The organism is Coprococcus phoceensis (assembly GCF_900104635.1).
GTDB lineage: Bacteria > Bacillota > Clostridia > Lachnospirales > Lachnospiraceae > Faecalimonas > Faecalimonas phoceensis.
The window spans coordinates 2,827,507-2,839,579 of sequence record NZ_FNWC01000007.1 but is presented as its reverse complement, the minus strand read 5'-3'; the positions used below and the strand labels follow the sequence as shown (position 1 = coordinate 2,839,579).

At 41.5% G+C, this 12,073-nt stretch carries 11 protein-coding genes; 8 read left to right on the top strand and 3 right to left on the bottom strand.

Annotation, left to right across the window (positions count from 1 at the left end):
* The 3 genes from atpG to atpC are packed head-to-tail and all read left to right on the top strand — an operon-like array spanning window position 1 to window position 2,745.
* A complete protein-coding gene (atpG, locus tag BQ5364_RS16995) occupies window positions 1–894 on the top strand; it encodes an ATP synthase F1 subunit gamma (RefSeq protein WP_004614402.1) in 894 nt (297 codons plus the stop codon).
* Window positions 895–915: 21 nt separating this feature from the next.
* Window positions 916–2,307: a F0F1 ATP synthase subunit beta gene (gene atpD / locus BQ5364_RS16990; RefSeq protein ID WP_071144684.1), complete on the top strand. Its 1,392-nt coding sequence runs from the start codon at window positions 916–918 to the stop codon at window positions 2,305–2,307.
* Window positions 2,308–2,322: 15 nt separating this feature from the next.
* A complete protein-coding gene (gene atpC / locus BQ5364_RS16985) occupies window positions 2,323–2,745 on the top strand; it encodes an ATP synthase F1 subunit epsilon (RefSeq protein ID WP_071144683.1) in 423 nt (140 codons plus the stop codon).
* Window positions 2,746–2,832: 87 nt separating this feature from the next.
* On the opposite strand, the gene BQ5364_RS16980 is transcribed toward atpC, so the two are convergent.
* The 3 genes from BQ5364_RS16980 to BQ5364_RS16970 form a co-directional block, all read right to left on the bottom strand.
* Window positions 2,833–3,714 (bottom strand): metallophosphoesterase, encoded by an 882-nt coding sequence (locus BQ5364_RS16980; protein ID WP_004614399.1) that lies wholly within the window; start codon window positions 3,712–3,714, stop codon window positions 2,833–2,835.
* Window positions 3,715–3,716: 2 nt separating this feature from the next.
* Window positions 3,717–4,529, bottom strand: coding sequence for a DUF4474 domain-containing protein (locus BQ5364_RS16975; protein WP_235837194.1), 813 nt, complete (start codon window positions 4,527–4,529; stop codon window positions 3,717–3,719).
* A 140-nt stretch (window positions 4,530–4,669) separates the two neighbouring features.
* The gene (locus BQ5364_RS16970) at window positions 4,670–6,388 is read right to left on the bottom strand and encodes a DUF885 domain-containing protein (protein WP_022249876.1); all 1,719 of its coding nucleotides are present in this window, start codon (window positions 6,386–6,388) and stop codon (window positions 4,670–4,672) included.
* A gap of 181 nt (window positions 6,389–6,569) precedes the next feature.
* On the opposite strand from BQ5364_RS16970, the gene BQ5364_RS16965 reads away from it, so the two are divergent.
* From BQ5364_RS16965 to BQ5364_RS16950, 5 genes are all read left to right on the top strand, one after another.
* Entirely contained in the window at window positions 6,570–7,571 is a 1,002-nt protein-coding gene (locus tag BQ5364_RS16965) for a helix-turn-helix domain-containing protein (RefSeq protein WP_071144682.1), read from the top strand.
* A gap of 216 nt (window positions 7,572–7,787) precedes the next feature.
* Window positions 7,788–8,633: a PRD domain-containing protein gene (locus tag BQ5364_RS16960; protein ID WP_004614395.1), complete on the top strand. Its 846-nt coding sequence runs from the start codon at window positions 7,788–7,790 to the stop codon at window positions 8,631–8,633.
* A gap of 137 nt (window positions 8,634–8,770) precedes the next feature.
* A complete protein-coding gene (locus tag BQ5364_RS18400; protein ID WP_004614393.1) occupies window positions 8,771–9,292 on the top strand; it encodes a PTS transporter subunit EIIB in 522 nt (173 codons plus the stop codon).
* Entirely contained in the window at window positions 9,253–10,440 is a 1,188-nt protein-coding gene (locus tag BQ5364_RS16955) for a PTS glucose transporter subunit IIA (protein WP_235837193.1), read from the top strand. The genes BQ5364_RS18400 and BQ5364_RS16955 overlap by 40 nt, the downstream gene beginning before the upstream one ends.
* Before the next feature lie 4 nt (window positions 10,441–10,444).
* The gene (locus BQ5364_RS16950) at window positions 10,445–11,884 is read left to right on the top strand and encodes a glycoside hydrolase family 1 protein (RefSeq protein ID WP_022249874.1); all 1,440 of its coding nucleotides are present in this window, start codon (window positions 10,445–10,447) and stop codon (window positions 11,882–11,884) included.
* Window positions 11,885–12,073 lie beyond the last annotated feature (189 nt).

Sequence of the window (12,073 nt, the reverse complement as noted above, 5' to 3'; positions counted from 1 at the left end):
ATGGCAAATACAAGAGAGCTGCAAAGCAGAATGAAAAGTATAAAAGATACGATGAAGATCACAAGTGCTATGCATATGATTGCCTCTTCTAATTTACAGAAAGCGAAAAAGAATTTGGAAGAGACAGAGCCGTATTTTTATACATTGCAAATCATGATTGCCGGTATTCTTGGACATATGCAGGGTGGGATCGAACATCAGTATTTTGATGAGCGCCCGGAGATAAAAGAAGCTGACAGAAAGAAAGGCTATATTGTGGTAACGGCAGATAAAGGTCTTGCAGGAGGATATAACCATAATGTTATCAAACTGGCTCAGGAGTTTTTGGATAAGCCGGGACATAATGAGTTGTTTGTGCTGGGACAGCTTGGAAGAAGTTATTTTGAAAAGAAAAATGTGGATGTAGATACTTCTTTTAAATACACAGTGCAAAAGCCAACGATGCACCGCGCAAGAGTGATTGCTGAGAAGATGTTAGATTTATTCAATCGAAAAGAATTGGATGAGGTGCATATTATTTATACAAGAATGGAGAATGCGGTGGAGATGGTGGCTGAGACAAAGCAGCTGCTTCCACTTCAGTCAGGAGCATTTTGTGAGGTCCCGGCGGGAATTCAGCTGGATGAGATTCCGATGCTTCCGACACCAAAGGATGTATTGGATTGTATCATTCCGAATTATGTGACTGGATTTATTTACGGATCACTTGTTGAGTCGTTCTGTAGTGAACAGAATTCAAGAATGATGGCAATGGATGGTGCCACAAAGAGTGCAAAAGAAATTTTGCGTAATCTGAATATCGAATTTAACCGAGTGAGACAGGCTGCCATTACGCAGGAGATCACAGAGGTAATCAGTGGTGCAAAAGCACAGAAAAAGAAGAAAGCAAAATAACAGAAGGGAGGTTGCAAACGCATGAATAAAGGGAAAATCGTACAGGTTATGGGACCTGTCGTTGACGTGGAATTTGAAAATAATGATATTCCATATATCAAAGATGCGTTGGAAGTAGATAACAATGGGAAACGCTGCGTGATGGAAGTTGCACAGCACATTGGAAATAATACAGTACGTTGTATCATGCTGAATGCCAGTGAAGGATTGAGCAGAGATATGGAAGTAACTGCAACCGGATCAGGGATTAAAGTACCTGTAGGAGATAAGACATTGGGGCGTTTATTTAACGTTCTTGGAGATACAATTGATGGCGGTGAGTCTTTGGAGAATGAAGAGCATTGGGTAATTCACAGAGAGGCTCCTACATTTGAAGAACAAAGTCCTGTAGTAGAGATTTTGGAGACAGGTATCAAAGTTATCGACCTTTTGGCTCCATATGCAAAAGGTGGTAAGATTGGTCTGTTCGGTGGTGCCGGTGTAGGTAAGACCGTGTTGATTCAGGAATTGATTCGTAATATCGCAACAGAGCATGGAGGATATTCTATCTTTACTGGAGTAGGAGAACGTTCCAGAGAAGGAAATGACTTGTGGTCGGAGATGAAAGAGTCAGGGGTTCTTGACAAGACTGCTTTGGTATTCGGTCAGATGAATGAGCCGCCTGGATCGCGTATGCGTGTGGCTGAGACAGGGCTTACCATGGCAGAATATTTCCGTGATGAACAACATCAGAACGTATTGTTGTTTATTGATAATATTTTCCGTTTCGTACAAGCTGGTTCAGAAGTTTCCGCGCTTCTTGGACGTATGCCTTCAGCAGTAGGATATCAGCCGACTCTTGCAAATGAAGTCGGTGAACTGCAAGAACGAATCGCGTCTACAAAAAATGGTTCTGTAACATCTGTACAGGCTGTTTATGTGCCGGCTGATGACTTGACTGACCCGGCTCCGGCGACAACATTTGCCCACTTGGATGCGACAACTGTATTGTCAAGAAAGATTGTAGAACAGGGAATTTACCCGGCGGTAGATCCGCTCGAATCAAACTCTCGTATTCTGGAAGCAGATGTTGTGGGAGAAGAACACTATGAAGTAGCAAGAAATGTACAGGCTATCTTGCAGAAATATAAAGAGCTTCAGGATATCATTTCCATCTTAGGTATGGAAGAGTTATCAGAAGAAGATAAGACAACTGTTTACCGGGCAAGAAAGGTACAGAGATTTTTATCTCAGCCATTCTTTGTAGCGGAAAACTTTACAGGAATTCCGGGAAGATATGTTCCATTAAAAGAGACAATCCGCGGATTTAAAGCAATCATTGATGGTGAGATGGATCAGTATCCGGAAGCTGCATTTTTTAATGTCGGTACAATTGATGATGTGATTGAAAAAGCAAAGTCAATGGAACATTAAAAGGAGCTGAGTGTTATGGAAACTACATTTAGTATCAGATTAATTGCCAGTGACCATCTCTTTTATGATGGTCCGTGTACCGGAGTGATTATTCCGGCACTGGATGGACAGCGGGAAGTGCTGGCACATCATGAGAGTGTGATCATGGCAATTGATTGCGGAGAATTGAAGATTAAGATGCCAGATGGGACATGGCAGATTGCGATTGTCGGAAGCGGGTTTGCACGAGTATCTCACGGACGAGTTTATGTGCTTGTAGATACAGCAGAACGCCCGGAAGAGATTGACGTAAAAAGAGCACAGGAAGCAAAAGAGCGTGCAGAAGAACAACTCAGACAGAAACAAAGCATACAGGAATACCATATTTCTTCTGCATCCTTGGCACGTGCAATGTCAAGATTGAGCGCATCCGGTAAGAGCGGGAATATAAATTTATAACAATTGGGGACGTAGTAAAATTGAATTTTACTACGTCCCTTTTTTGCACTTTGCCCTGTCCCTTTTTGAGCTTTACTACGTCCCCAATTAATATTCATCCACGCAAATTGGTCCGGCTAATTCTTCTCGTGAGACATACAGACTCATATCTTCGTGGATATCCAGGCACCATTTCACGAGCGTCAGACATCGGTGTTCGATTTCGATACAGGTGATACACCGTGGGTGCACGCAGCTTCCGGTATTAAAATAAGGGGAATCTTTTGTGCCGAGCATCGGGCGGTGGGTATGTCCTGTAATGAGGATACGATTTTCGTTTTTTGCCCATCGGGTAAGTCGTTCTTCGATTTTCTGCTTTCTTGTGTGATTGCGTGCGGCACTGGTTGGATTGGAAAAACCGATTTGTTCCAGTGGACCCCAGACATAACGTACAAGAAAACGAGCTGTTTTCCAAAGGGTGCTGTTAAAAAAATCAGCTTGGTGTCCGTGAGTGAGATAAATGTCTTTTTTATGATTTTTATCCCAGAGAATAATCCCAGATTGAAACGTAATACCTGGAAATAACGGAAGGTAACATTGGGTTGCATCGCAATAATAAATCTTACATTTCAAGGTGGCAAAAGAGGAATTCTGTTTTACAATATCGTGGTTGCCGTAGATCAAATACAGCCGTTTTTGATAGTAGAACTGGGACAGAAGCCAAAAAACATTGCTGTGTATTTCAAGGATCCGGTTAAAGGATCGGTTTTCCCAAAGTTCATCCCCATCGCCCAATTCAATATAGGTAAAATTATTTTGGTAATAGTGTTGTAAGGCTGCAAAATATAAATGCTGGTTTTTTAGAAAATTATCATTGGAAGTGCCAACTCCCCGATGGCAGTCACTGAACAGAACATACTTAGAATTGTCACTGAGAGGGAGCTTTAATGCCCCCTCAAATGCTTTTGAAATTCTTGTTTCATATCCCATAATTATTGCCTCCTACAGCCACAACGGCGAATATATTTTCGTTTGTAGCCACGAACATACATTGTCTTTCGAAATGCAAACGGAAGAAAATAGTAAAGATAGAGAAGCCGATCTAAAGAAAGACAAAATGGTCGAGTAGCAAATAAAAAGAGCCAACAAAACATGCGGTTTTTCCATTGAGAGAACCAGGCAGCTAATTTTTGCAGACAATTTTTATGGCGGCAAAGAGGTTTCATGTCAAAAGTCAATGTCAGTCCGCAGATGGTGAGGTCGCATCGACAGTAAGACTGTTTTAGGAGCCCTTCGATAAATGCATTCATCATTGCACAGTCTGGAAAGGTGATGGAGGCATTCAGGGAGAGCTGTTTTGGCCATGAAAATAACCCCATAGAAAATCCGGTGAGCCACCAATGAACGCAGGTCAGCCGAAAAACACATTTCCCATCTCGCATCAGCTCCATTGACATTTTTAACATATCCGAATCGTCGACCGCCTGGAATAATGTGGTGTCAAGCTGTTGTTGCGAGACAATGTGGTCTGCATAGTATACGCCGATTTCCCCTCCGGTGTTGATTCCGTATTGTCCTTTCCAGAGCTGAATCATCCAGGTTTTATCGTTGTAGTCAAAGTAGACCGGAAGATAGTCGAACACCATATTAAAATGCACAGCACCTCGGTTATAAAGTGACTGATATCCCATTTTGCGCTGCCAGGCATCACGCGTGGAAGTAAAAATGTCCTGATCAGCCAGATAGGAAAATCCCATCGGTTCAATGATAGCATTTAGCAAATTACATTTTTCTTCCAGTGTCATACAGCAGATTTTACGTATAATACATTTTTTTCGAGAGTGATTGATTACAAAGAAAAACAGTAATATGATGATGAAAATACTAAAAAGGATATACATAAATTCCCTTTCTTTCATAATGGTATTGCTATATTGTATGCAGATCACAACCATTTTTCCACTACATCAAACGGAGCGGGACCAATATCCAATATCGATTTATGGAATTTTTTTTGTGAGAACTTTTCTTTCTTCTTTTTGAGTGACGCTTTTTTCAAATCTAAAATTTCTACATATCCTACATAATATTTTAAATAATTGGCAGGATCAGAGATAATCAACTCATAAATTTCTCGAATTGGCTTCTCATCTTTGATTCCGTAAGAAGTAAAAAACTGAGTGGTCTGCGCAAGACTCCAATTGTCGTAGTGAATACCGATGTCGGCAGCCGCATAAAGCCCGAGGAGGACAGAGCTGTTTTTTTGCAGCAGCGTGGCGTACGGTTTTTCCAAAGAACTCAGATAATAGGAGCACATTTCAGCGTAGGTCGCCCAGCCTTCCACGTAACCGCTGAAATTTAAAAGATTTCGGAGTGGGTCCGGATTGGTATTGGCATAGTAGGTAGTCTGATAGAGATGTCCCGGATAGCCTTCGTGTGCCAGTGTCGTAAACAGGCGAATATCTTCCATAGTATGAGCCTGATTGATATAGATGATATTTTCGGAAGTATTGTCGATGGAAGGTATCATGTAAAATGCCGGACTTAAGTATGGTTCCAATGCGTCTGGGACATATTTAATCCGCGTGGTGACATTTGCAGGTTTTGGAAATGCATCAGTAATATTTTGCTCCAAATCCTGTATGATAGCAGACGGCGGAACGTCGTAAGTGACGGAAGTTTCCCGAGAGAGAGTTGGATTTTTGGCGGCAACTGTCTGCATATCAATGAGGTCGGAGCTAATCTGAGCATAGATTCGTTTTTGAATTTCTTCTACCGTATGCGGAGAACCTGTGTCACGGGAAACAAGATAAGCATAGTAATCTTTTCCATTTGGCAAATTGCAGAGACCTTTCGTATTTTTACCAGAGCCTTTGAGCTTAGTGAGTGCAGACACAAGGTGCTCGTAGGCGGGCAAAATCGAAGAAGAGAGAAGTTCATGATTTTGGCTGATATAACTTTGTTTTTGTTCCGCTGTCACATTTTCCAGTGCAGAGAGCCGTTCTTCAAACGTGGATAGTAGATAGTTAGAATCGCCCATAGCAAGAAATGCGTTGCATTGTTCCAAAATGGAGTCGACGGTGTAATCTGCCATGAACAATCCGGTATCCGATTTTTTCTGTTCAAACTGAATCAGGGAATCAAAGTATTGCGGTGTCGTCTTAAGGAGGGCTAAATAGGTTTCGATATCTTTTGCAGAAAAAAATTGATACTCAGCGAGCAGAACTGGAAGTTGTGCCTGAATGCCGGTGACCGGACTGAGTGGTTCTTCGTAGAGACTGTACGGAATCCCTTTTTTTGCAGTATCCAGATAAGAAGAAAGGACATCGTATGTGATTTGATTTTCTTTCGACAGAGTATCATAGGAAAATTTATCGAGTACTGCACTACAGTTTTCAAGAGCTGCGTAGGAAGCGGTTTCATCTATATCGAAGGAACCATATGTAATCGGAATTTCTTTGATACCGTAGGATTCTGGATTTTGCAAGGTATAGTGCAGACCGATTGTTGTGGAAACGACATCTTGCTCAAACAGATTTCGGGTAAAATTTTGAAATGCAGTATTCGCATTTGTCGGAATGGAGGGAGAAGAACAACTGGTGAGAAGGATGGTGATAGCGAGAAAAAATGAAATAAGAGATACGTAATATTTTTTCTGTTTCATAAAAGACTCCAGAGCGTTTTTAGTATCTTATGTGGGATGCGGGGAATGTATGACAGCAGGAAGTGGCGTGTTTTCGGCATTTGCAACTGCCGGTTGACACATTTTCAAGGGGAGTTGGTAGATTGCAACTGGAAAATGGATTAGAGTTGTGGTATAAATTCAATATAGGAGGAGAGATAATATGATTTTAGCGGAAAAGATTATGGAGCTGAGAAAGAAAAATGGTTGGTCTCAGGAGGAACTTGCTGAGAAGATTCACGTGTCGAGGCAGTCTGTGTCGAAGTGGGAGAGCAGCGCTTCTATTCCGGACCTGAGTAAAATTCTGCTGCTGAGTCAAGTGTTTGGCGTGAGTACGGATTATCTGTTGAGAGACGATATAGAAGAAACACAAAAGGCAGAAATTTTTGTAGAGGAGACGGTGGAGAAAGCGGCAGGCGGTGAAACCATTTATAAAATTTCTCTGGAAGAGTCGAAGGAATATATAAAGGATAGACGGTGTGCGGCAAAGAGAATCGGAGTGGGGGTTGTTTTGTGTATTTTGAGTCCGGTGATATTAATTTATTTGGCAAGTATGGTGGAATACGGAAAGATCGGAATCAGTGAAGATGTGGCAGGAGGCATAGGAATTGCTGCATTAATTTTGTTGGTGATTCCGGCAGTCGCTCTTTTTATCACAACCGGAATGAAAATGGAAAAATACCAGTATATTGATACAGAAATCATTGAGTTGGAATACGGCGTTACCGGAATTATCAAAGAGAAAAAACAAGGGTATTCGGAACGTTATACAATGGGAATTGTAATTGGTGTCAGTCTATGCATCATATCAATTCTTCCACTTATTGTGATGGGGGCGTTTGGACTTCCGGATCACCTGTTAGTGACAGGAATTGTTTTTTTATTTATGATTGTTGCTGTTGCGGTCTATCTTTTGATTCAGGTGTGCATGGTCAGAGAGACATACGACAGATTGCTGCAGGAAGGAGAATATACGGCGAAAGCCAAAAAGATAGACAGGAAAACAGAAAAATGGGCTGCCATCTATTGGCCACTGGTGACGGCAGTGTATCTTGGATATAGTTTGTATACATTTGACTGGGGAAGAAGTTGGATCATATGGCCTGTCGCAGCAGTATTCTCAACGGTGCTGAAAGCGATATTCGGGGAAAGTGAAGAGATGTAAAATAAATAATGGAATTATTTAAAAAGAAAAATATTATTTTGAAAACCACTAAAAATCGCAAGAAATATTTGCGTAATGTGCCGCTGGACAAAATTAATGTATTTTGCTAATATATACATGTAAATTAGATTGTTACTCTTTGAGGCATTACTAATAGTACCTGTTTAGTGAAAATGAGGTGTTTAGTGTCTTGAGGAGTTTTTTTATTGGAGAGAGATGCAAGTAATTAACAAATTAAACAATAATTTTGCCATTTGTATCGATGGTGAGGGGAAAGAACTGATTGCTGTCGGTAAAGGTATTGGATTTCCCAAAACTCCATATGAGGTTGAAGACCTGAACTTGATCACACGGACATTTTACGATATTGACCCAAAGTATATTGAACTTTTCAAGGATATTCCGGAAAAAGTGGTTCATTTTACAGCGAAACTTGTGGAGATTGCAAAAAATGAGCTGGGGTATGAGATGAACCCGAATTTGGTCGTGACGATGTCCGATCACATTCACTTTAGTATTCAGAGGGCACAGAAAAATATCGATGTACAGATGCCATTGATTTATGAAGTGGAGCAGACATTTCCGGCGGAGGCACGCATTGGAAAATATGCAGTGAAGCAGATAGAACGCAGATTCAATGTTCGGTTAGATCCGAATGAAGCTTCGGGAATTGCAATGAATTTTGTAAATGCCCGATATGATACAAGGCTTAAGACGGATGTGGCTGATCAGTTGAAGAAGCAATATCAGGAGATTCTGGAAGACACGATCAGTATCGTGGAAGATGAGATAGGAATTGTGATTGACAGAGATTCATTTAATTTTGCGCGTTATTCCTCGCATCTGATGTATCTGCTAGACCGGATTGCAGGAAACAAGATGCTTTATTCAGACAATGGAATCATGTATCAGAGCATGAAAGATGAGTTTCCGGGGATTGCGGTATGTGTCGAATTGCTGGAACGATATTTTAAAAGAAAATGTGGTATTATACTTTCAAAAGAAGAAAAATTATATCTGATTCTGCATATTAACAGGATATGTACGAGAGAAGGATTGTAACCATTTGGGCATTACCTTCCATGGCAGAGATGGCGTATAGCGGCTCTGTTGTGGGAGGTTTTTGTTTTCTCGGGGCAGGTGCACATGAATCGAGAAGATAATTTTAGAAAACGTAGTAACGATAAGGAGAAAAAATTATGGCAGAGAAAAACAGACAGATTGCAGAGGCAGTCGTAAAAGCAGTTGGTGGCACTGCGAATATTACGTCGGTGACACATTGCATGACCAGATTAAGATTTGTTCTGAAGGACAAAAGTATTCCAAACAAAAAAGAGGTAGAAAAGATTCCGGGTGTTATGGGAGTCAATATTGCGGGGGGACAGTATCAGGTGATTATCGGAAATTCCGTTGGAAATGTCTACAAGGAAGTAGTAGCTGCAACCGGTATTTCTGATACAGCGGTCGGAGGCGATGCAGCAGAGCATATAGAAAAAGTTAATCCGATTGTTGCGGCGCTGGACTTTATTGCAGGGTGTATGACACCGCTGTTCACAGCGATTATTGCAGGCGGTCTTGTGAAGGTACTGCTCGTCATTTTCGGTCCGACACTTTTGAATGTGATGCAGACGACAAGTGACACCTATATTTTGATGAATGCACTTGGAGACGCTCCGTTTTATTGCTTGCCGGTGATAGTGCGACATATTTGTTTGGTGTGATACCGGTAGTACATGGAAGTTATTCGTCTTCGATTATTCCGGCAATGTTATCAACACTGCTTTTAAAATATGTGGAGAAACTTGTTGATCGAATCACACCGGAGTGGTCAAAAAGCTTTTTGAAACCGCTTTTGATTGTAATGATTGTAACTCCGATTACCCTCTGTGCAATCGCACCGCTTGGATTAATCATAGGAAATGGTCTGCAATCCGTAATCAACGGAATTTATGGATTTGCACCATGGCTTGCGATGATGCTGTTTGCCGGATTTATGCCGTTTATCGTAATGACCGGAATGCACTGGGCATTCGTGCCGGCGTCTATGCTTGGAATTTCCGGTGTGGGATATGATTTGATGTTGCTTCCGGCAATGTTGTGCAGCAACACTGCTCAGGCGGGAGCTACATTTGGAGCGGCATTTAAGACAAAAGATAAAGAAACGAAAAAGATGGCATTTCCGGCGGCTGTATCTGCACTGCTTGCAGGGGTAACAGAACCGGCAATGTATGGAGTTACTCTAAAGTTGAAAAAGCCTATGGTTGCAGCGTGTATTTCCGGTGGAATCGGTGGATTGATCGTAGGAATTTTACAGGTAAAATCTTATGCATTTGTGACTCCGTCCATGACATCTTTGGTACAGTTCATTTCTCCGGATGGAGGGAAAAACTTTTTATATGCGGTAATCATTTTTGCAGTGACGCTCGTACTTTCTTTTGTCCTCTCCTTTATTCTCACAAAGGGTGAGGCAGAGGAGGAAGCTGCAGAAGAAACAGAATTACAGAAGAGTGCAGCTGTTCTTACCGGAAAAGTAGAAATCGAAGCGCCGGTAAAAGGAAAAGTATATGCACCTTTTGATGGAGTGTGTGAAAATCTGTTTGATACATTACATGCAATCGGAATCACATCCGACAATGGAATCGAGATGTTGATTCATGTAGGACTCGAAACGGTAGCTTTGAAAGGAGAGCCATTCAAGGCACATACCGGAAATGGGGAGCATTTTAAAAAGGGAGCGCTTCTGTTGGAATTTGATATAGATGCTATTCAAAAAGCCGGATGCGAGATTCAGACTCCGGTGATCATCACCAATGCGGAAGAGCTCGGTGGAGTAACAGTAGAAAATGAAAGACTTGTGATAGGAGGATAAGAAGATGGGATTTTCTGAAAAATTTTTGTGGGGCGGCGCTACAGCTGCCAATCAGTGTGAAGGTGCATGGAACGAAGATGGAAAAGGTGTGTCAGTTTCTGATATTTGTACAGGAGGAAAATTTGGACAGAGCAAGCGAATTACTCCGGTGCTGGAGGAGGGGACATTTTATCCGAGTCACGAGGGGATTCGTCACTATGAAAAGTTCCGAGAGGACATCGAACTATTTGCGGAAATGGGATTCAAATGCTATCGTTTTTCAATTGCATGGACAAGAATTTTCCCAAACGGCGACGAGAAAGAGCCAAACGAGGCAGGTTTAAGACACTATGAGGAAGTGATTGATGAATGTCTGAAATACGGAATTGAACCGATCATTACTATCTCGCATTATGAAGTACCATTTGGATTGACGAAGAAATGTAATGCATGGGTGAGCAGAGAAATGATCGATTATTATCTCAATTATTGCCGCGCAATTTTCGAGCGTTATAAAGGGAAGGTAAAATACTGGCTTACATTTAATGAGATCAACAGCTCTGTGGCACCGATGGGAGCGCTTTTGAATCAGGGAATCTTAAATGATTTGGAAAATCCTACGGTGTTCATGGAACAGCCGGACATTCCGCAGCAGAGATTTCAGGGACTTCATCACATGTTCGTTGCATCTGCACTTGCCGTGAAAATGGCGCATGAGATTGATCCGGAATATAAAGTCGGAAATATGATGATTTACGCGGCGAGTTATCCGCTGACATGCAATCCAAAGGATGTTCTTGTCTGCCAGAAATACAATCGTCTTTACAATTATTACTGCGCAGATGTGCAGGCATACGGAGCATATCCGGCATATGCAGATTCTCTTCTGAAAGAGATGGGAGTTGTGTTGGAGAAAGAAGCAGGAGATGAAGAAATCTTAAAGAACGGAACAGTAGATTTTATCACATTTTCTTATTATATGTCTTCTTGCCAGACGGCAGACTCAAAAGAAAAGAGCGGGGAGGGAAATATCCTCGGAGGAGTTTTAAATCCATATCTGAAAGCCTCAGACTGGGGATGGCAAATTGATCCGGAAGGACTGCGTTATGCGTTGAATGACTTAAGTGACAGATATCATTTACCACTGATGGTTGTAGAAAACGGATTGGGGGCAAAAGACGTACTGGAGGAGGACCAAACAGTAAATGACGACTACCGCATCGATTATCTCAGACAGCATATTGAACAGATGAAGCTTGCGGTGGAAGATGGAGTGGATCTGATGGGATACACACCGTGGGGCTGCATTGACCTTGTATCTGCATCTACCGGAGAATATGCAAAACGTTACGGAATGATTTATGTGAGAAGATATGATGACGGAACAGGAGACTTTGCACGCCTGAAGAAAAAATCATTTTACTGGTATCAGCAGGTGATCAAAACAAACGGAGGAGAATTGTAATCAGATTGGAAAAAGAGATGCATTGTGTCGGTGCATCTCTTTTGGTCAAAAATATTGTAATCTGGGACTTATCGTGCTATGATTAATTCTACAAATCAAACATTCTATATTTTCTAAAATTCCGTGGCGTTCGTCACAAGAAATCCGATTTGTATTTTATGAAAAAGTTATAGTTTATTCTGTATTAAA